This window comes from Marinobacter sp. 2_MG-2023 (assembly GCF_030546935.1).
Lineage (GTDB): Bacteria > Pseudomonadota > Gammaproteobacteria > Pseudomonadales > Oleiphilaceae > Marinobacter.
This window is the reverse complement of the sequence record NZ_JAUOPH010000003.1, coordinates 593,711-614,791: the sequence shown is the minus strand read 5'-3', so window position 1 is coordinate 614,791 and position 21,081 is coordinate 593,711. Positions and strand designations below refer to the sequence as shown.

Genomic DNA, 21,081 nt, shown 5'->3' with positions numbered 1-21,081 from the left:
ACTACTGATGATTCTTAACTGAACATTGACACTTTGCAATGATCGATTTGCCCGTTGTAGAGGGCTGTCATTTAATTGGCGATTTCTTTCGGGTCTTCCGCGTCGGAAATTGAGCGCTTCGCTCCATTCTCACTAGGTGTTCGAGCCTCTCGTTCTGTTGGGCTGGCAAAGGAATCGCCCACCAGCGGAATTCTAACGGAGAAGCAGGAACCTACGCCGGGTTCGCTTGTTGCATCAACGGTACCACCCAGTTTTTGGATGTATTCCCGGGCCTGATAGGCGCCAATGCCCATGCCAGTAAGGCCTTTGGTGCTTTCAAAGGGTTTGAATAGTCGGCTGCTGATGAAATCTTCTGTCATGCCGCAACCTGTATCCTGAATAAACAGCACAACGTTCCCTTTGGCAATTTTAAGAGAAAGGGCAACTTCTCCATCTGGAGGTGTCGCATCCTGTGCGTTCTGGATCAAGTGCCCAAGAACACTCCGCAATTGTTCGGGGTCCGCTTTAATCATGATTTCTGGCGGATCACCCTCAAGCCTTGGCAACGGCTGCTGCCGATCGTAGTGTTTCAGGAGGCTTGTAACGAGGCGGGTCAGGTCCAGTGCTTTGGAGTCATCATCGGCGCCTGCGGATGGTTTACGTATATGCTCAACCAGGTTGGTCATCTTGCTGACTGCATGGTCTGTCGTTTTAATCATGTCATCAACAAACGCTGGGTTGTTCCGGTGTTTTTGAGCGTTGTTCACTAAGAGAGAGAGTTGGGCAATCACTGTTTTCAGGTCGTGGACCATAAACGCAGAGGCTTTGCTGACCGCCTCGAATTGCATGGCTCGTGATAACCGGTGCTGGGCATCTGCCTGCGCCAGTAGATTGCAGGTCTGGCGGGCCACAACTTTGATCAGGTCGAAGTTCTCCCAGTTCAGATCGACCCTGGCGTAGGGTTGGCCAATCATGGCAATACCGTAGAGTTCATTGCCCAGGTACAGGGGTATTAACAGCCAGGCATCCGGAGTGCTGGAAATCGCGTCGGGGATTTCCAGCAGGTTATAACTCACCGGGTCTGCCCTGTACTCATCCAGATTGATAATCCACTCTTTCTCGGAAAAGAAGCGCACCAGATCCGAGTCTTCATCGATGATCATGTATTTGGGGGTGGCCAGGTTGGCGGACTCTTTGAGGGTGAATGAGCCCTGTTCGCTTTTGAGCCAGATAGCGCCAGCGTTACTTTCTACAAGGCCTGTGAGTATCCGGATTGCTCGAAGGGGAAGGGGAGGCTCATCGCTGAGATCCGACAGTTCTTTGGTCATCTTCAGCCATTCTTCACGGTAATCGTATTTATAGTCGAAAAAGTTCTGGCTGATGAGCACCATCAGCTTTGCCCGTATGCGTCGTGAAAGCAAAAGAGTTGCCAGGAAAACCAGTGCCACGGCGGATAAAAGGACCTGAAGAGCCTCCCCCCAGTTTCCACCAAGAATTCGTATGTAATATCCACTGATGGAAAGCAGTAGAAGGTAGGCGCCTGCCAGAACCAGTGTGCCGACATGGAAAACGGCTGAACGTGAGAGCTGAAAATCGATGGGTTGTTTGCGGGTGTTAACTACGTTTATAGCGAACAGTGGCACCAGTGCCGCATTTACAAAACCGCGGGCGTTCCAGAAGGAATCAGCGATCGTGCCGAATAACAGCGCATCCGCGTACATGAAGAAATCAAACAGGAATATGGTAGCTGTGCCGATGCACAGATATTTCATGCTGGACCGGCCGAAGGCGGGGGCGTTGCGCCATATCTGCTCCACCAGAGACAAACCAAGAAGTGATAACGCAATCTGGCCGATGAGCTTGGTTTTTCCGTCTACCAGTGCCAGGCCGAAAATAAATTCAAGGCTGCCGAGCGCCAGCAAGGTGATGAGTACAGTAATCGTTGCGATGCCGAGGAACTTCTTGACTTGCCCGCTCAGGCGCCCCAGCCGGAAGGTGTCCCGCAGCATTGCGAAAAGAAGCAGAATCCAGGCAGTATCGCGGAGAAGTTCTAGGAGGTATCGAATAAAAAAAGCCGGCTCTCCCCAAATACTTTGAGTAACGAGAGCAGAGGCCCACAGGGTTGTTACCAGTGCCGCAAGAAACAGGGCCCGGTCTATGTCACGCCTTAGATAGCGAGTGCCCACGAGTAACGCGAGTATTGCAAATACTACTGCAGCCGCACCGTGGCTTATTACGCTCAGATCTGGAAGCATCTAATCCGCCTGTTCCTTGGATAGCTGTAGTTTGAGGCGGGCCGCAGTTCAGTGCAACTCCGGCTTGTTCCGGAGCTGCAGCTGCAACTATAACGGTGTTTTATTATCCCGGTAAAACCGGAAGATTTCTTTCAGCGGCCGCTTGGGGCTGAAACCGAATTCTTCCGCAAAGGCCCGGCCGTCGATTATTACGGGGTATTTGAAAAAATCCATAAGGTAGGCAGGAAAGCTTCGCATGCGCAGTGCCCGCATCAAGAAACGAGGCAATACTGGCGGGACAGAAGGGACCGGGATCCGGGTGCAGCCGCATAGCTCCAGTGCCCGCTGGTAAGCAACCCAATCATCTGACGCCACATTGAATATTCCTCTGACCGGCTTCTGGTAAGCCAATACGATGGCATCTGCCATATCGTCAATGTGGATAAACTGCATCATGGGCGAAAAGCCGGCAAGTACCGGGGCGCGCTGACTGGAAAGCAGGGTGCTCATGGTATTGCTCACGCTCGGGCCTACGATATTGCAGGGGCGGAGAATGGCAATGTTCAGCTCCGGAAAGCGCCACAGATAAATGTTCGCCAGGTTTTCCAGTTCCACCGAGTCGATCAGATCTGCACTCAGGCCCGCGCTTTTCATGGGGGCGGATTCGTTGATCAGGGCGGGGTTGTATGCCATGGCACCATAGACATGGAAGGTAGACAGCACGACAATTCGCCGGATGTTGTACTTGTGGCTCAGGTCCAGCAGCTTCTGTGTGCCCAGAACATTGGCGTTGTAGCGCCGCATCCGGGTGAGCTGGCTTGAGCGGATCCGGCCCAGATGTATAACCCCGTCAAACTGGTAGCGGCGAAAGAGATCCTCAAAGTTGCGGTGGTTGAAATCGAGGCAGTAGCTGGGAATGTCATCGCCGAGCGGAACCTGTATTCGCGCATCGACGGCGACCAGATCACAGGTTTTGCGAATCCGCTCGATTACCTGCTTTGCCAGTGCGCCAGCGGCGCCTGTTATCAGGACTCTAGGTTTACACTGCCTGGTCTTTGGAGCACTCATCAGAACACCCTTTTCCTTTCTTCCAGTCCTTTGTCGATCAGCCGGTTTATTTCGGCTTTAACCTGTTCGACGCGCTCTTCTATCTGGTCTTCCTGAAGATCCGCGTTATCGAAATACATGGGTGGTCCGAAGTTCAGGTGAACCTTGGCGGGCAACACTACCGGCATGGCAACAGGAACATAAGGGACCCCGAGGGCTTTGGCCAGAGGTTTGATGTTGGCGATGGCAGGTATGGTTTCTTCACAGCCCACCACACCGACGGGCACGATGGCAGCCTTATGCTTCATAGCCAGGTGCATGAACCCGTTGCCAAACCGCTGAAGTTTGTAGCGATCCCGGTAGGGTTTGCCGGAGCCGCGTATGCCTTCGGGGAAAACAATGATGGCTTCGTTATTTGCGAGCATTCGGGCGCAATTCACCGGGTCGCCCAGTACTGCTCCGACTTCATTCAACAGATTGCCAAGCCAGGGTACCGTGGGGAAAAAACGCTCAATCATGGCCCGTGGAATGCGTGGGTTTTTCTCTCTTGAGGCAATTGCGTAACCCACGAGGATGCCATCAATGGGGAGTTGGCCGCTGTGGTTTCCTACAATCAGCACTGGCCCTTCCGCAGGCACCTGATCAACGCCGTGGGCTTCCGCGCGGAAGTACTTCTCATAAATCGGCTTTGTCAGAGAAAAGCCATACTTGAAGGTTTCGTTGTTGTAGCCCCAGGGGTCGTACCCCAATGAGCCTATTGGTTTGCGGATGCGATTGATTTGTTCATCCAGCTTCGCTGGAATCAGCCGGGATTTCAGAAACGATACCAGGCTCATGCATACTCCCTTATAAGCACTATTCAGCCACGCCCTAACAACACGCCGAGTGTGTGGTTCTGGCCTTCATTAAGCACGCGATAATCACTTGCTGCATTGGCAGTTTCGACGCAGAGCATGGTCTTCCAGGCGGCGTCTGGAAAGTCGCTCAATGTAATGGCTTTGTCCGGGCCCGGGTTCCATACAACGGTAGAATCACTCCCAACCCCGGTCAGCTTGCGGCTGACACCAGGCGTTACGATCGTGAGCGGATCGCCGCTTTCGTATATCCGGTCTGTTTCGCCCTCGAAATACACGGCGCCGTCCTGAGTGCAATATTCCCAGTCTTTGAGCGTATCTATGTAGTTGCTGAAACCAAGGCCCAGCACCCTTGAACGCGCAATACTGTTTGTAGGCAAGTAGGTATGCAGGGCCTGGCTTAATGCCAGAGGGCCTGTGCCGAGGTTGGTTGTGGTCAGGGCAAGCTGGCATCCTCTTACCGAGAAGCTGAACGTGATGAGGGCCAGGGCGTGGCCATTCCAAAGGTCGGAAAAGTCGTCGTTTGCGTCCAGGGAAAGGCTTATTTCGACCTCGTGGGCGTTTTCTCTCACATCCTCCAGTTTCCAGAGGGCGGTGCGGGCAAACCCGTGTGGGTCTGGTGTTTTTACCCGTTTGCGTACTTCCGGTGCGTTGCGGGCGGGATCGCCAAACCAGGGCCAGCATATCGGGATGCCGCCCCGAATGGCGCGACCGGGCTCGAAGCGGACATCAGGGCTTAGCCATAGCCAGTCGGATTCGTTCTTCGGGATAAAGCGGGTGAGGTGCGCGCCTTGCAGGAACAGGGTGGCCTCGAAGAGGGGGTGGTGAACCTCCAGTGCTTCCAGTTGTCCAATTGTATTCCAGCGGGTAAAAGACCATTGTCCTGGTAACAGGGATAAAGGTGGCTTGTTGCTGCTCTCGGACATAAGGCTTGGTTCCGGGCTTAAGTGCATCTGCTTACTCAGAGAGTAAATCAAATCTATGTTTCGGGCGACAACTGACCGTAAAATAGTCCCACGAACCCGGGAAATACTGTTTGAAGGAGTGTCATTGGACAAAACGCAGTGGTTGGATGAACTTGCGGAAGGCCTGAGTGATTACGGCTGGATGAGTTTTGACATAACGCCATGGCTGGGCACAGATCTGTTGCAGTCATTGCAGCGGGAAATCATTGCGCTTGATCAAAGTGATGCTCTCAAAATTGCCGGTATCGGGCGGGGTGCCGAGCTTGTCCGGGATCGCTCGGTGCGCCGGGACAAGATCGCCTGGCTGCAGGGCGATACGCCGTCTCAGGCTGGATTGTTCGAGTTTCTCGAAAGTCTTCGTATGGGGCTGAACCAGCGACTCTTCCTGGGTCTAAAGCGGTTTGAGGCTCATTACGCGACTTATCACAGCGGGGATTTCTACCGGGCCCATGTTGACAGCTTTCAGGGGCGCGCCTCCCGGATTGTCAGCCTGGTGCTGTATTTGAACTATGATTGGCAGCCTGCAGACGGTGGAGCGCTTCAGATCTACAGTCGGGGAGACGGGGTTGAAGCCGGTAGTTTAGTATTGCCCGAGGCGGGCAGGGTGGCACTGTTCATGAGTGAGGAAATTCGCCATGAGGTGCTGGAGGCCCACCGCACGCGTTACAGCCTGGCGTGCTGGTTTCGGCAGGATGTGATTCCATTGCCGATATCGGCGGTGATATAGATTCTCGCGCGCACGGGTGGATTTGCCGTTGTAGTCCGCAAACCCTTTTGTTAACATTCGCGCCGCTTTCAGGGATATTGTCCTGAAACGCCGTTATGGTGGCTCCGCTGGTGCCTCCGCAACATGAAACCGTGAACCCGGTCAGGCCCGGAAGGGAGCAGCCGCAGCGGTGGAATTGTGTGCCGGAGTGTTGCTGGTGGGGCCACCCCCAGATTTCTTCCGTATACAGCCCTCCTGCTCAAGTTGAAATTCGCTCTCAAGCCCCTGATTTCTGCTTCTTAATAAACTCTTATAACTTCTTATAAAACGGCGACCATGCTAAGGTTAAAGGCGTTTTTCTCAGCATTTGGCGGATCATGAGCTACCAGGTACTTGCCCGTAAATGGCGCCCTCGCACCTTTGAAGATATGGTGGGCCAGGAACACGTTCTCCAGGCACTAATTCACGCTCTGGAAAACCAGCGCCTGCACCATGCCTACCTGTTTACCGGCACTCGGGGCGTGGGTAAAACAACCATCGGGCGCTTGCTTGCCCGTTGTCTTAATTGTGAAACCGGTGTTACTCCTCACCCTTGTGGTACTTGTGCCAGTTGCGTGGAAATTCAGGAAGGCCGGTTTGTTGATCTGATTGAGATTGATGCGGCATCCCGTACTGGTGTGGATGATATGCGGGAACTGACGGACAACGTTCAGTACGCTCCCAGCCGTGGCCGCTACAAGGTGTACCTCATAGACGAGGTGCACATGCTCACGAATCAATCGTTCAATGCGTTTCTCAAGACCCTTGAGGAGCCGCCGGAGCACGTTAAGTTCCTGCTGGCGACGACCGACCCCCAGAAGCTGCCTGTAACCGTTCTTTCACGCTGCCTGCAATTCAATCTCAAGCGCATGACGCCCGAACACATTGCCGGGCATCTGACCCATGTTTTGACTGCTGAGAACATCCCTTTTGAAGAGCCGGCACTATGGCTGTTGGCTCGCGCTGCCGATGGCAGTATGCGGGATGCTCTGAGCCTGACAGATCAGGCCATTGCCTTTGGTAACCAGAAGCTCTCGGCCAGTGATGTCAGCAGCATGCTGGGTACCATAGATCAGCGGGACATCGAACGGATTGTGAATGCGCTGGTGGAGCGTGACGGCCCGAGCCTGCTGGGGGAGATAAACCGGATTTCGGATTTTGCACCTGATTACAGCATTATCCTCGCGGATCTGCTTTCCCTGTTCCACCGCGTGACCATGGAGCAGGTTGTTCCCGGCAGTGCAGACAATACGCTTGGCGATGCTGCTCAGGTTCAAACTCTGGCGCGTAAGCTGAGTGCAGAAGATGCCCAGCTTTTTTACCAGGCTGCGCTTTTAGGCCGCAAAGATTTGGCAATTACGCCCGATGCCCGGATGGGCTTCGAGATGACACTGCTGAGAATGCTTGCATTCCGACCTGGCTCGGACCGGCGGGCACCACCTGCTGCGAATAACGCGGGATCCAGTGTCGACGGGGAGTCCCGGGACGAACCTGAGCCAGCACCTGTTAGTGCTCCGCCTCAGGCTCCCGAACCGGCACCGAAGCCTGAGCCTGAGCCTGAGCCTGAGCCCGAACCGGCGCCAGAACCAAAACCAACGCCTGAGCCCGAGCTTGCCCAACCTGAGTCTGCACCTGTGCAGGAGCAGGCTCCGCAGGATTATGCTGACGCATCAGCCGATGACGCTTGGCTTGCAAGCCTTGATGCGCAGGCTGAAGCCACCCCTGATTATCCTGAATTAGAACCGGAGCCAGAGGTAAGGGCAGAACCTGAACCAGAGCCGGAGCCGGAGCCGGAGCCGGAAGTGCAGGTAGAGGCCGAACCCGAGCCTGAGCTTACCGCGGTTCCTGCTGCTGATGGGGAGTTTGTCTGGGAGCGGGATTTCCGCAATCTCGGGATTGTGGGCATGCCGGGTAATCTGGCCAGTCACGGTGCTATGTCCCATACCGGCGACACCATTACGCTGCTGATCGATGCAGGCCACGCGCGGTTGCTGAATGCCCGGCACGAAGAAAAAATTCTTGCCGCCTTGAGAAATCAGTTCGGCGACGCCACTCAGTTAAGAATAGAACAGGGCGACCCGGGGCCCAACACGCCGGCGGCTTTTGAAGAGCGGCTGCGCGTGGCCCGTCAGAGTGCTGCGGAGGAGTCGATCCGTAAGGATCCGCTGGTCAAATCCATCGTGGAACGGTTTGAGGCGCGGGTGGTCGAAGACAGTATTAGGCCAATAAAAGACAGGCCAACAGAGACAAGCAGGAGATAGACGTATGATGAACGATATGGGCGGCCTGATGAAAAAGGCCCAGAAAATGCAAGAAGAAATGCAAAAGGCTCAGGAAGAGGCGGCAAAAGCGGAAATTACGGGAGAGGCCGGCGCGGGCCTTGTTAAGGTCACCATGAACGGTCGCCACGATGTTCGCAAAGTGGAGATCGATCCATCCCTGATGTCTGAGGAGAAGGATATTCTGGAAGACTTGCTGGCTGCGGCTGTTAACGATGCGGTGCGTCGTGTTGAAGCCAACCAGAAAGACAAAATGTCGGGAATGATGTCTGGTATGGGCTTGCCACCTGGCTTCAAGATGCCGTTTTAAGGCTTTTCCGGAACTGAAGTTTGAGGATGTTTCATGGCGTTCAGCCCACTGGTTGATGAACTTGTCGAATCCCTCCGGTGTTTGCCGGGTGTCGGTCAGAAAACTGCCCAGCGCATGGCGTTTCACTTGCTTGAGCGGGCACGCTCCGGCGGCACGCGGCTTTCTGATGCGTTGAGCAAAGCCATGGAGGGTGTGCGGCGCTGCGAAAGCTGCCAGAATTTTTCGGATACCGAGGTGTGTGGTATCTGCGAAAATCCTGCCAGGCGCACCGGCGTACTCTGTGTGGTCGAAAGCCCGTCAGATCTTCTGGCCATTGAACAGGCCGGGGACTACAAGGGCAGCTATTTTGTGCTGATGGGTCACTTGTCGCCCATTGACGGTGTGGGCCCTGAGGAGATCGGTATAGAGCGCCTTCTGCGCCGTGTGCGTTCAGATGGTGTTACCGAATTGATTCTTGCCACCAATCCGACCGTTGAGGGTGAGGCAACGGCACATTACATCTCCGACCGGCTTGATGGTTCCGACATTCTCATTACCCGTCTCGCTCACGGTATACCTGTAGGTGGCGAGCTTGGCTACGTAGATGGCTTTACACTCACCCATGCGTTTCGCGGCAGAAAACCTCTGCTGGACTGATTTCTGCGCCAATCTTCTCAAGGCGCTTTTAACTGGCTTTTTCTATGACCTTTTCTTTACCGGCTATTGTTGTGCCACCGGCTCCCGCAACCATTGATTGGATAACCCAGCCGGAGGAGCTGAACACTTGGCTGGACAGCGCTCCGGGCCACCCGCTGGTGCTGGATACCGAATTCGAGCGGGTGAGTACGTTCTATCCTGTTCCCGGTTTGGTTCAGCTCGGCCTTGGCGATCAGTTTTGCCTTGTAGACCCTGACGTTGCAGAGCAATCCGTCCGGTTCAGGGAAGTGATCGCAGACCCTGATTTCACCAAGTTGCTTTATGCAATGAGTGAGGACCTTGAACTGTTCCGCGACTGGCTCGGTATAAACCCAAAAGGTGTGGTGGATTTGCAGATTGGTGCTGCCATGGCAGGTGCCGGTTTTTCTCTGGGCTATGCCCGGTTTGTCGAGACGCTCTTTGGTGAGGAACTGGATAAATCGGTTACTCGCTCTGACTGGATTTCCCGCCCGTTGAGTGATGCTCAGCAGCGTTATGCGATTGATGACATACGTTTTCTGGCACCCATGCACGAGTGGATCACGGCTCATCTTCGTGAACGGGGGCTTGAGGCAGCTCTGGTGGAGGAGTCGACCCGATTTGCGGATGAGCTGGCAGGCCAGGATGACCCTGAAAAACACTATCTTCGCCTGCGTGGAGGCTGGACTCTGAAGCCACAACAGCAACTTGTGCTCCAGAAGCTGGTGGTTTGGCGCGAGCTTGAGAGCAGGGAGCGTGACCGTCCTCGGGGTCGGGTGCTGGCAGATCCTCTTCTCATTGCCATTGCAGACCGCTTGCCGGCATCGATCGGTGAGCTATCTGACATTCAGGGGATTCCAGGGGGAGTTGTTCGCCGTTATGGTGAGGCCTTGCTGGCGCTTGTCAAAGAAGGGCTTAGCGCCGACAGTTCCGGGCTCGAGCGCATTGCGCCACCCCTGAACCGGGATCAGCAAATGTTTTTCAAGCAATTAAAGCGTTTTTTCAGAAGTGCCGCAGAAGCTGCTGATATTCCGGTTGAATTGCTTGCTCCGAGAAAACGGCTTGAGAAAGTTGTTCAGGACGGAACGCTGGCGGACAGCCCTTTTTTCCAGGGTTGGCGTGCACAGATTCTGGAGCCGGTAATGAACGATATCGAGGATTATCTGAAATCATGAAAGATCGGGAGTTCGTGTCTGTTTTTCGAAGCAGCAAGAAAAGCGACACCTATATTTATGTTCGTCGCGGACAGAAGTGGGAAGACTTGCCTGAGAGCCTGCGAAGTATTTTTGGTAGCCCGGTGCACTCGATGGATCTGGTTATGACGCCGGAGCGAAAGCTCGCGCGAACAACCGGTGAGCAGGTGCTTGGTGCAATTGCTGAAAAAGACTTCTTTCTGCAGATGCCGGAAGAGCGGGATTCGTACGTTATTGATTTTCGCACAAAGCCGGGCCTGAGAGATTCATGATTGCCCAAATTCCCTTCTGGCAGCGTAAGCGCCTGAGTGAGATGGCGCCTGACGAATGGGAATCCTTGTGCGACGGCTGCGGAAAATGCTGTCTGAATAAGCTTGAAGACGCAGATACCGGCGAGGTGTACCACACCGACCTGGTGTGCCGTTTTATGGATACCGACAATTGTCGATGTACGGTCTACCCGGAGCGCCTGAAAAAAGTTCCGGGATGCACGGTGCTGACACCGGATACGGTGAAAGACTATTATTGGCTGCCTTATACCTGTGCCTATCGAACGCTTGCAGAGGACAGGCCTCTGGCTGACTGGCATCCGCTGCGAAGCGGACGCCCGGATTCCGTGCATGAGGCGGGCGTCTCCATACGCCATAAAGTGATCTCTGAGGATCTCGTGGCCGAGGAAGATTGGGAAGAACACATCATTCACTGGGTTCTGTAATGATCGATACTGATACACAACTTGCTTACGGCATCTTCTGGGCCGCTTACGTAATTGCTTTCGTCGTGTTTTTTTTCATGATGAAGAAGCTTTTCCGAGTCTTGCCGTTATATGGCCTTCGCACTCTGCTACTTGCGGCATTGGTGGCTTTGTTGCTAACGCCGGTTGAGTCTCCCGAGCTGGCGGGCTGGTGGATACCCGCTTGGCTTTTCGGAGGTTACGAACTCGTTCTGGGCGACGCAGACAATGCCGGCCGGGCAGTGCTTAATCTGGGGATCGCGGGGCTTGTAATGCTCCTTGTCTGGATCCTGGACATGGTCCGTTACCGCTTATCACGCCGGTGAGATAACCCACACAAATTTTTGAGAACAATAATGCCGAGACTCCTTACGCTGGTTTTTTTCACTGTTTTATTGCTGCCCGTAACCTTGTGGGCGCAAGAGCCCACGAAGCTGACATTGCCGGAAAACCCTGATGTCCGGATTATCGTGGACATTTCAGGCTCTATGAAGGAAACCGACCCGAATAATTTGCGACAGCCTGCTGTAAGGCTGTTGGCCCGGGTGCTGCCAGAGGGAAGTACGGCTGGTGTCTGGACCTTCGGCCAGTACGTGAACATGTTGGTGCCACACGGTGAAGTGTCTGAATCCTGGCGTGAAACCGCTATTGCAGAGTCCAGTAAGATCAATTCTGTCGCTTTGCGTACCAATCTGGGCAAAGCGATCGAAGTTGCTAGCGATGATTTTGTTACCGGTGGTTCACTGGAGAATACGCACTTTATCCTGCTGACAGACGGCAAGGTAGATATCTCGGACAGCGCGGATGTAAACCAGGCCGAAGAAGCGCGCATTCTGGGCGCGCTGTTGAATGATCTGGTGGCCAAAGGCGCGACTTTTCACCCGGTTGCACTTTCCGACCAGGCCGATGCGGGTTTTCTAAGGACACTTGCCGAGGAATCGCAAGGCAGTTTTCGTGTTGCCGATACGGCCGAATCTCTCAATCTGGCCTTTCTGGACGCCCTCAATACGGCAGCCCCCCAGGAACAGATTCCCATCGAAGGTAATGCGTTCACGGTTGATGGCGGTGTAAAAGAATTTACCGCATTGATCTTCCGCGGCGAGACCAGTGGAAGCGAAGCGGAAGAGCCAGCCAGCCTTGAGCTTGTGCGGCCTGATGGTCAGAAGCTCCTCTTTGCTGCCCAGCCAGACAACGTTCGTTGGGCGCGGGAAACAGCCTATGACCTTGTCACAATTACAGAGCCCCAGGCCGGCGAATGGCGGGTAACCGGTGAGCTGGGTGAGGGCAGTCGTGTGACCGTTGTCAGTGATTTGAGAATGGTTGTAAGCCCTGTGCCCGCGACCTTCACTCCGGAATCACCGATTGATATTCGCGTAGCGTTCTTCGAGAAGACTGAAACGATAACCAACCCGGAATTTCTCAACGTTCTGAGTGTAAAGCTCAGCGTGACCTCTGAAGACGGGCGCAGCGGAAGCAAGGCGCTTTCAGCGGATCAGCCCCCGGAAGACGGTGTTTACGCAGACGCGATCAGCAAACTGCCGGCGGAGGGTCTATACAGAATAGATGTTGTAGCCGATGGCAAAACCTTTGCCCGTAAATTCACCGCAACAACCCGCTTTTTGGTGCCTGTTGGTATGGTTGAACCCACCATCGGGGCACCCATAGATACCAGTCTCGTAGAACAGTCTGAGCCTGAGCAGGCCAGTGAGATTGAACCAGCGGAACCCGATGAGCCGGCCTCGGCTGTTGAAGAAGAGCCTTTGGCGGAAGAAGCGCCATTGGTCGATGAAGTGCCTTCAGCCAATGAAGAACCAGTAGCTGAAGAGAAGCCTTCACCAAATGAAGAACAGGAACCGGCATCAGCGCTGCCCATCCCACTGTGGATGATAGGAGCCGGAGTCGGAGCGCTCGTCATTATCGCATTGATCATTCTTCTTCTGATTCGCAAACGACGCTCTGCGGCAGCCGGAGAGGATACCGAGAATGCCGAAACTGAGAACTTCGATGATCTGAAACAGGAAATGGCAGATATAGAGGCGGAAACTCCGATTGTAATGCCAGAGCCAGAGCCGGAATCTGAGCCAGAGCCAGAGCCAGAGCCAGAGCCAGAGCCAGAGCCAGAGCCAGAGCCAGAGCCAGAGCCAGAGCCAGAGCCGGAACCAGAGCCCGAGCCGGAACCTGAGCCTGAGCAAGAACCGGAACCTGAGTCTGAAGTTGTGCCCGAACCTGTTTTGCAGCCAGAACCGGAAGAAGAGCCTGCCGACGAAGATATTCCTGTTGCCAGTGCAGTTGTGGAGCCGGAAGAGGTTATCCCGGAGCTGGACGAGCCAGTGGACGAAGACGATGAAGAAGAGTTCGGTCTGGACGATTTTGATTTGTCCGAATTCGACGATTTGCCAGATTATGATGAGCCGGAAAACGATCCGGACGATGAACGGAAAAAGTAACCTTTAAAAAATTCAAAGTAACCGACAGGAACCATACTGATGAAGTTTACCGGTACCGATAAGTATGTAGCCACCGATGACCTGCAAATGGCCGTAAATGCGGCCATTACGCTGCAACGCCCATTGCTGATCAAAGGCGAGCCCGGCACCGGCAAAACCTTGCTGGCTGAGGAGATGGCGAGCGCTCTGGGTATGCGCCTGATTCCCTGGCACATCAAATCTACCACTAAAGCTCAACAGGGCTTGTATGAGTACGATGCGGTGTCCCGTTTGCGGGACTCCCAGTTGGGTGATGAGAAGGTAAAAGACATCAGCAACTATATTGTGAAGGGCAAGCTCTGGGAGGCTTTTGAAGCAGAAGAGCAGGTCGTGCTGCTGATTGATGAAATTGACAAGGCCGACATCGAATTCCCTAACGATCTGTTGCTGGAACTGGATCGCATGGAGTTTTATGTATACGAAACCCAGCAGTTCGTTAAAGCCAATAAGCGGCCGATCATAGTGATCACCAGTAACAATGAAAAAGAACTGCCGGATGCCTTTCTGCGCCGTTGCTTCTTCCATTACATCAGCTTCCCGGATCACGACACCATGAAGAGCATCGTGGATGTTCACTTTCCAGGTATTCAGCAGCAGGTGGTCAAGGACGCTCTGGAAGTGTTCTTTGATGTTCGCAAGGTGCCAGGCCTCAAGAAAAAGCCTTCTACCTCGGAGCTGATTGACTGGCTGAAACTGCTGATGGCAGACGAACTGACAGCCAAGTTGCTTCAGGATAAAGACAGCAGTTCGGCGCTGCCGCCACTTTACGGCGCGCTGGTGAAAAACGAGCAAGACGTACACCTTCTGCAAAAGCTGGCGTTTATGGCCCGTCGTCGCGGCTGAAATTCGGCAAGAGTGCGGTTTTATGTTGATTGATTTCTTTCTCGAAGTGCGGCGGGCCAAAGTGCCTGCCAGCCTGCGCGAATTCCTCGATCTGCTGGAAGCGTTGCAACAGCGCCTCGCGTTTGCGGATATGGAAGAGTTTTATTACCTCGCCCGGCTATGCCTGGTGAAAGACGAGCGCCACTTCGACAAGTTCGACCTGGCCTTCAAGTCCTATTTTGAGGGGATTGAGCATCTGGATCAGATGCTTGAGGCCCTGATTCCTGATGAGTGGTTGCGCGCCGAGTTCGAAAAAAATCTGAGCGAGGAAGAGAAAGCCAAAATTGATTCACTTGGTGGTCTTGAAGAGCTGATTGAGACCTTCAAAAAGCGCATGGAAGAGCAGAAAGAGCGCCATGCTGGTGGTAACAAGTGGATAGGTACCGGAGGAACGTCTCCTTTTGGTGCCGACGGGTACAACCCGGAGGGTTTCCGAATCGGTCAGAAAAAAGGCAGGCACGGGCGTGCAGTCAAGGTTTGGGAAAAGCGTGAGTTCAAGGATCTGGACGACAGCGTTACCCTGGGTATTCGGAACATCAAGGTAGCGCTCCGGCGTTTGCGCAAGTTCGCCCGGCAGGGTGCTGCAGACAAGCTTGATCTTGACGACACCATTCGCTCGACCGCCCGTAACGCAGGTTATCTTGATCTTAAAATGGTTCCAGAGCGCCATAATGCAGTAAAAGTGCTGATCTTTTTCGACGTGGGCGGTTCGATGGACCCGCATGTACGGGTGTGCGAAGAGCTTTTTTCCGCTGCGCGCCTCGAGTTCAAGCACATGGAGTATTTTTACTTTCACAATTTCGTTTATGAGAGCTTGTGGACGAACAACGTCCGGCGCATGAACGAGACAACAAGTACCTGGGATATTCTCCACAAGTACTCGCCGGACTATAAAGTGATTTTCGTAGGCGACGCTACCATGGCGCCCTATGAAATATCTCACGCGGGAGGTTCCATTGAGCATTGGAACGAAGAAGCTGGGGCGACCTGGTTTCAGCGCATCAGCGAACATTTCCGCAAGGTGGTCTGGATTAACCCGCTGCCTGAAAGTTACTGGGGCTCTGGTGGCTCATTGGGTATGACTCGTCAGCTGGTGAACGACCATATGTATCCGCTCACTGTGGAAGGCCTGGAATCGGCCATGAAACATTTGAGCAAATAAAAAAAGCCGATGCGGTTGAGACATCGGCAAAGCTCGGCATATCAAGCGGGGATGCGTAAACGCATCCCCGCCCATCTGGTTTTAGCAATTTAAGGGCCATCAAAATATAAAGTTGTAAAAACAATGGCTTGAGCTAAACCTTATCCAGAATATTATGCATGGCTTTGGAAGTCTCCTTTCCTGTACGTTAAATAATTCGACACTTCCCCCAATTGGCCGGTCAACAGACGGAACTCCGGATTTTCTATTTGGTGATCTGCTTACCGTTCTGCTTTGTTACCTGGTGTTACTCTTCTTGTCAGTTTGTGATCAACAGACGAAAGGTTGAGAGGCGGCAGGGAGCAGGCGGCTTATGTTTAGCCCACAAAAAACACAAGAATGCCGGGGCAGAAAGAATAGAGGCTTAGCGTTTATATGCAGTGGCCTGACCACTCTTTCGCTAGTGTTCAGCCATGGCGAGGCCTTTGCGGCCTCTATCGATGAGGAGATCGCAGAACTGAAGTCCGCAGTCACAGCACATGCGAATGAGGTCTTCAAGTTTGAACAGAGGGTGCTTCACCCCGTCGATACGCGACTGGCAGTTTTTCTGACACTCGCCAGCCGGGATGTCCTTGATCTGGATTCTGTAGAACTGTTTGTGAATGGCAAACCGGCAGCTTCGCACCTGTATACCGGTAAAGAGAACGCTTCTCTGCAGCAAGGAAGTATTCAGCAGCTTTTCATCGGTAATCTGGCTAGCGGAGAGCATGAGTTAAAAGCAGTGATCACGGCGCGGGCAGCTAATGACCGTTTCGTGCGCCGGGAAACCTCTCATCGCTTTCAAAAACGCCCTGGCGTCCTCCGTTTACAGATGGCGCTGGAAGCTAAAGCGCCTGAATTTGAACCTCGCGTATCCGTTGTTGAGTGGAAGTAACCGGTGATGAGGTTATTGGCTATGCGCACCGGTCTGGCTGTTCTGTTTGTCTTGATGGCGGTCCCGGCTTGTAGCGAATCATCTGAACACCTTAAGCCAAGGCAACAGGCTCTTTTCGGGCAGGCCGAGGTTGCCCGTTCCCGCGGAGATGTCGAGGAAGCGGGTAAGATTCTTGCCGATATGGCTGCAGGGTACTGGTCTGCAGTTGGTTACCTTAATCTTTCATCTGACTACGCACGCAATGACCTGAACCCTTCCCGCGCTTTGGTTGCGTTACGAGTAGCGCTGGCCATGGCAGATAAGGATGCCGACACTCAGCGTAAAACCGATCTCCAGGCCCGTATTTTTCTGCGTGCTGGCTATCTTTCGTACATCAATTCCGAGTATGAGAAGGCCATTGGTTTTCTTGAAAGAATACCGCTGAATAGCCACAAAACTCCCCAGGCGCTCTACTTTCATGGCCTGGCGCTGGCAGAACAAGGTCACCATCGCGCCGCCATGCAGAGCTGGCACCGAGCGAAGAAGTACCCACTCGCCTATCCTGGAGTTGCGGAAGCCTGGTTAGGAATGGGGCGTGGTTATGACCTGGCGGGGTATCTTGGGCAAGCTGGCGAGGCCTACCTGTCAGCAAATGCTGCCTATGAAAGTGAGCGCGTTACCCTACGAAAACTGGCACGCCAGATTGAAGATCAGGGTGCTTATAAGGCGCTGGTTCTAGATGCGCAAGGCTCTTTTTTCGATGAGTCTGGCTTTGGCAGCCCGAAAGTAGAATGGTTTCTGGCAGACAGTCGAACGCTTGCTCAGCCTCGTATGGCCTACCTGCTCGGCTTTATGGAGCAGCCCGCTTCGCAAGAAGCTGTAAGCCGGGTCGCGAATCTCGAACAGATGGAGGTTCAGCTCCAGGCTAATGTCCAGGACCTCGATGTTTTTATCGCTTCCATTACTGGCCAGCTTGAATCATCAGACTCCCCAAACGAGACAGTAAAACAGGAAGCCTTGAATCGTGCTCATTCACGCTTACAGACCCGCCTGAATGTTCTGTTGGAGCGTTTGGGCAGCCGTGAGTTGAGCGCCGATCAGCGTCAGCAGCTGAGGATAGCCAAGATGACGCTTCTGGATTCCGGGCGGCAGCTTGCCAAATTTCAGGGACTGTTTGCCAACCGTTCTCGGGATCTGAAAGCCTTGCTTGTCGAGGCCCGGCAGCTACGCGAAAGCTCACTGTCTCACCTCGAGTCTGTGAGTGCTTTGCGTGGGCCTTCAGAAGTTTTGCTTGATGAGTTGGCGCTGGGGTTTGTTAAAAAACGGGACAAAAAGATGATGGTTGCTCTGGACAAAACAGAGCAACAGATCGCCCATCTCTATGAGTATCTGGCCCTGAAGGAACTGGAGTCCGGGGAGCAGGGCAGATGAGGCTCCCAGGCTTTAAAGGCGAAAATTTGAGGAACCTGCGCGTTGCTGCACTGCCACTGTGTTTGTTTTTCAGTTTCGCCCATGGGCAGGAGCCTCTTCGCGTAGAGCTAGGCAAGGACGGCGAAACCATTGCGGACATGCGCCCCGTATTTTTGAAGTTCGAGTCCAGACCGCTTCCTGCAATATCCCCTGCCGAGGTAGCCAGACGTTACCAGCGATTGTTCAATACGACTGGTGAGCCTTCAGTGCGTGTAGATGCATTGAACCGGCTGACTAATATTCGCGATCGCTCCGGTGAAGATAATGGGTTCAGCCCCGCGGAAGAAGCAGACGTTTACCGACAGGCGATTGAAAGCTATAAGACCATTCTTGAGCGAGGCGTGTTTGGCGGGCGCCTTGATGAACTCCTCTACCAGATGGCAAAAGCCCACGCGTTAACAGGGCAGCACCAGGCCTCGGTAAAACGTCTGCAACAACTCGTGGGGCTGTATCCGGATTCGCCTTTGGTTCCGGAAGCTTGGTTCCGGATTGCCGAATCGGCATTTGCGGCTGGAGATTACGCGGAAGCCGAGGCCGGGTATCGGAAACTTGTTGATGGGAACGGCGATCCCGGTGAACTCGAAAACAAAGCGCGTTACATGCTCGGGTGGGCGCTTTTCAAGCAGGGACCGCAGGCGTGGGAGCGGGCAGGGCGCACATTTGTGGAGGTGTTGGATGAATCCCTGCCAAACGCTGAAAGCCTTGCTCAGCTACCTGAATCGAGCGTAGACACCGTAGATGACACGCTACGGATTCTGGCGCTGATGGCCAGCCGCCTGGGCGGCGCAGAAACATTGATGGACTGGCTCCAGCCCGGAACGCCAAGCGTTTGGGCACCACTGGTATTCGATCGCCTTGCCGATTTCTATGCAGTACAAGGTGACGCCGAGGCCAGTGTGGCGACCAACCGGGCATTTGCAGAGTACTTCCCTGAGCATCCGCAGCGGGCCGGTTTTATGGCGCAGGTTGTCGACGTATGGAACCGGGCCGGTCAGTCTGAAATGGCCCGGCGAGCTATGGCTGACTACATTTCCCTGTTTGATGATCAAGGGGATTACGCTGCCCTTGAGGCTGGATACCGAGAAAAGTGGCGTGAGTTCAGCCGTTTTCTCGCAGATTATTACTACGCACAGGGTGTTCCCCAAGCGGAGGATGCCGCTGCACAGTATTCGGTTGCAGCAGCCTATTACGAAGGGCTGGCCAGTCGCAGCAAAGCACCGGGTGAGCTTTTTCGTCTTGCGGGCGATGCTCGGCTACAGGCAGAGGATTATCTCGCTGCGCTCGCAAACTATCGCGCTGCCGCTTACGAGTTAACAGACTACGAATATGCTGCAGATGCCGGCTGGGCTGCAATCGCTTTGGTTCGGGCAGGCACAAGGGATGAATCGGTTTCGGCAGGGTATGCGCCCGACCTTGCAGACCTTGCCGCTGAATTAGATCGGTACGCAGAACAATACGGTAGCGATGGGCGGGTTCCGGGTTTGTTGGCAGAGCTCGCAACTCACTGGCTGGAATCCGGGGAATATGAGCAGGCATTACGTTATGGCACTCAGGCTGTTGTTCACCAAAAGGCCGCACCTGATTCCCGATTCGCCGGCTGGCTGGTTACTGCCCAGGTGCGTCAGCATATGGCTGAGTACGGGCTTGCAGAGAGGGCCTGGCGCGAGGCAATAACCCTGGCCTCCAAGGAGTTCGCAACCGATGCTATGAAACAGGGAATACCGAATCTGCAAGAGCAGCTCGCTACCGCGATCTACCGGCAGGGCGAACAGGCTGCCGACGCTGGCAAAGTTTCGATTGCAGTAGCGCATTTTCAGAGGGTTGAGACAGTGCTGCCGGGCTCGGAAACGGCTATCAAGGGGCGTTTTGATGCGGCAAATACGCTGGTCAGGGCCTCGCAGTGGCAGTTGGCGATTAACGAGCTCAACCGCTTCCGCAATGATTATCCGCAACACGCACTTGGCCCGGAAATAAGCGAAAAACTGGTTCTTGCTTACACCTCATCGGATCAACAGGAGCTGGCAGCCGGCGAGTTAATGTCTATGGCTGACGACCTCGGCCAACAGCCGCGATTGGAGGGTGATGTATGGGGTTATCGGTTACGGGCGGCTGAACTTTTCCATACAGCCGGAGAAGATGAACAACGCAATGCGGTTTACGAAGGTTATCTTGCCAGCGGCCCGGTCGCACTGGAAGCCAATGAACATATCCGCTTGCAGACGATGCGCTACAGACTCATAGAAAAGGGAAGCTCTCCCTCGCAATGGCGCGCTGATATGGTGTCCGCAGAGCTGAAAAGCAGCTGGCATTCGGAAGTTACGCTTAAGTGGGCGGCGGATGGCGCACTGAAACTGGGGGCAGAAGCCGCCGAAGAATTTGCCAGTATTGAGCTCAACAATCCTCTTGAGCAATCACTTGATCGCAAGCAGGCGGCCATGGCCAGGGCGCAGGCCAGTTTCCGCAATGCAGAGTCTCTTGGTGGTTCAGCAGTATTTTCGGAGTCACTGTTCCGCCGCGCTGAGCTTCACCGAATTATGGCCAGAGATCTGATGGCATCCAGCGCTCCGGAAGAATTGAATGAGCTGGAACAGATGCAGTACAGGATGTTGCTTGAGGAGGAAGCCTACCCATTTGAAGAGCGAGCAATTGCGTTGCATTCGCAAAACCATCGGCGCATCACAGCCAACGGGTTTAATTCCTGGATCGGAAAAAGTCTGGGCATGCTGGCAGAGTTGCACCCTGGTCGCTATAGCCGGTCTTTTCGTTGGATGACCGTTACGACAGAGGGCAAAGACGATGCCTGAACAGATTTCTTTCCGCTTGTTTGTGTTCAGGATTTGGATGTTGTGTGGCGCACTGGTTGCCGTTTTTATGTTAGCAGGCTGTGCCACGCAGTCGATGAAAACTTCTGAGGCCATTTCACCGGAGCCGGTTGATGTTGCAAGCCTGAATAATCAGGCGCTTAAGTTTATGCAGCAGCATCGTTACGGTGAGGCCGCCATGCTGCTGGAGACCGGTCTTGAGAGCGCTCCAGACGTTGCCGACCTGCACTACAATCTTGCGGTGATTTCCGAGCTTTACCTGCTTGATCTCGACCGGGCACTCATACACTACCAGCGTTACCAGACACTCTCCGCCAATGAAGACAAAAAGGTAACGGGCTGGATTACTGATCTGAAAAGAAGGCTGGAGTAAT

Annotated in this window: 19 protein-coding genes and 1 other RNA gene; 16 read left to right on the top strand and 4 right to left on the bottom strand. The window is 54.0% G+C overall.

Annotation, left to right across the window (positions count from 1 at the left end; genetic code table 11):
• Positions 1-71 precede the first annotated feature (71 nt).
• The 4 genes from prsK to Q4501_RS10120 all read right to left on the bottom strand — a co-directional run bounded on the left by prsK (position 72) and on the right by Q4501_RS10120 (position 5,040).
• On the bottom strand, positions 72-2,234 hold the full coding sequence (prsK, locus tag Q4501_RS10135) for an XrtA/PEP-CTERM system histidine kinase PrsK (RefSeq protein ID WP_303596095.1): 2,163 nt from the start codon (positions 2,232-2,234) through the stop codon (positions 72-74).
• Between the two features lie 87 nt (positions 2,235-2,321).
• Positions 2,322-3,281, bottom strand: a complete 960-nt coding sequence (locus Q4501_RS10130; protein WP_303596094.1) for an SDR family oxidoreductase — start codon at positions 3,279-3,281, stop codon at positions 2,322-2,324.
• Complete coding sequence (locus Q4501_RS10125; RefSeq protein ID WP_303596093.1) at positions 3,281-4,096, bottom strand: lysophospholipid acyltransferase family protein; 816 nt, start codon at positions 4,094-4,096, stop codon at positions 3,281-3,283. The genes Q4501_RS10130 and Q4501_RS10125 overlap by 1 nt, the downstream gene beginning before the upstream one ends.
• A 23-nt stretch (positions 4,097-4,119) precedes the next feature.
• Positions 4,120-5,040: a D-hexose-6-phosphate mutarotase gene (locus tag Q4501_RS10120; RefSeq protein ID WP_303596092.1), complete on the bottom strand. Its 921-nt coding sequence runs from the start codon at positions 5,038-5,040 to the stop codon at positions 4,120-4,122.
• A 124-nt stretch (positions 5,041-5,164) separates the two neighbouring features.
• Between Q4501_RS10120 and Q4501_RS10115 the strand changes: the two genes are divergently transcribed.
• The 16 genes from Q4501_RS10115 (at position 5,165) to Q4501_RS10040 (ending at position 21,080) form a co-directional block, all read left to right on the top strand.
• Positions 5,165-5,806 (top strand): 2OG-Fe(II) oxygenase, encoded by a 642-nt coding sequence (locus Q4501_RS10115; protein WP_303596091.1) that lies wholly within the window; start codon positions 5,165-5,167, stop codon positions 5,804-5,806.
• Between the two features lie 105 nt (positions 5,807-5,911).
• Positions 5,912-6,008, top strand: an RNA gene (gene ffs, locus Q4501_RS10110) — signal recognition particle sRNA small type.
• A gap of 154 nt (positions 6,009-6,162) precedes the next feature.
• Positions 6,163-8,085, top strand: a complete 1,923-nt coding sequence (gene dnaX, locus Q4501_RS10105) for a DNA polymerase III subunit gamma/tau (RefSeq protein WP_303596090.1) — start codon at positions 6,163-6,165, stop codon at positions 8,083-8,085.
• Positions 8,086-8,089: 4 nt separating this feature from the next.
• Positions 8,090-8,413, top strand: coding sequence for a YbaB/EbfC family nucleoid-associated protein (locus Q4501_RS10100; RefSeq protein WP_144776667.1), 324 nt, complete (start codon positions 8,090-8,092; stop codon positions 8,411-8,413).
• Positions 8,414-8,446: 33 nt separating this feature from the next.
• Complete coding sequence (gene recR, locus Q4501_RS10095; protein ID WP_303596089.1) at positions 8,447-9,049, top strand: recombination mediator RecR; 603 nt, start codon at positions 8,447-8,449, stop codon at positions 9,047-9,049.
• Between the two features lie 44 nt (positions 9,050-9,093).
• Entirely contained in the window at positions 9,094-10,242 is a 1,149-nt protein-coding gene (gene rnd / locus Q4501_RS10090; RefSeq protein ID WP_303596088.1) for a ribonuclease D, read from the top strand.
• On the top strand, positions 10,239-10,532 hold the full coding sequence (locus Q4501_RS10085) for a YcgL domain-containing protein (RefSeq protein WP_303596087.1): 294 nt from the start codon (positions 10,239-10,241) through the stop codon (positions 10,530-10,532). The genes rnd and Q4501_RS10085 overlap by 4 nt, the downstream gene beginning before the upstream one ends.
• Positions 10,529-10,975: a YcgN family cysteine cluster protein gene (locus tag Q4501_RS10080; protein ID WP_303596086.1), complete on the top strand. Its 447-nt coding sequence runs from the start codon at positions 10,529-10,531 to the stop codon at positions 10,973-10,975. Before Q4501_RS10085 ends, Q4501_RS10080 begins: the two co-directional genes overlap by 4 nt.
• Complete coding sequence (locus Q4501_RS10075; protein WP_303596085.1) at positions 10,975-11,319, top strand: hypothetical protein; 345 nt, start codon at positions 10,975-10,977, stop codon at positions 11,317-11,319. The genes Q4501_RS10080 and Q4501_RS10075 overlap by 1 nt, the downstream gene beginning before the upstream one ends.
• 30 nt (positions 11,320-11,349) lie before the next feature.
• Complete coding sequence (locus Q4501_RS10070; protein WP_303596084.1) at positions 11,350-13,440, top strand: vWA domain-containing protein; 2,091 nt, start codon at positions 11,350-11,352, stop codon at positions 13,438-13,440.
• Positions 13,441-13,479: 39 nt separating this feature from the next.
• A complete protein-coding gene (locus Q4501_RS10065) occupies positions 13,480-14,322 on the top strand; it encodes a MoxR family ATPase (protein ID WP_303596083.1) in 843 nt (280 codons plus the stop codon).
• Between the two features lie 22 nt (positions 14,323-14,344).
• Entirely contained in the window at positions 14,345-15,523 is a 1,179-nt protein-coding gene (locus Q4501_RS10060; protein WP_303596082.1) for a VWA domain-containing protein, read from the top strand.
• Between the two features lie 352 nt (positions 15,524-15,875).
• On the top strand, positions 15,876-16,436 hold the full coding sequence (locus tag Q4501_RS10055; protein WP_303596081.1) for an AraC family transcriptional regulator: 561 nt from the start codon (positions 15,876-15,878) through the stop codon (positions 16,434-16,436).
• Between the two features lie 21 nt (positions 16,437-16,457).
• Complete coding sequence (locus Q4501_RS10050) at positions 16,458-17,846, top strand: lipopolysaccharide assembly protein LapB (protein ID WP_303596080.1); 1,389 nt, start codon at positions 16,458-16,460, stop codon at positions 17,844-17,846.
• Entirely contained in the window at positions 17,843-20,689 is a 2,847-nt protein-coding gene (locus Q4501_RS10045) for a tetratricopeptide repeat protein (RefSeq protein ID WP_303596079.1), read from the top strand. The genes Q4501_RS10050 and Q4501_RS10045 overlap by 4 nt, the downstream gene beginning before the upstream one ends.
• On the top strand, positions 20,682-21,080 hold the full coding sequence (locus Q4501_RS10040; RefSeq protein ID WP_303596078.1) for a hypothetical protein: 399 nt from the start codon (positions 20,682-20,684) through the stop codon (positions 21,078-21,080). Before Q4501_RS10045 ends, Q4501_RS10040 begins: the two co-directional genes overlap by 8 nt.
• Position 21,081 lies beyond the last annotated feature (1 nt).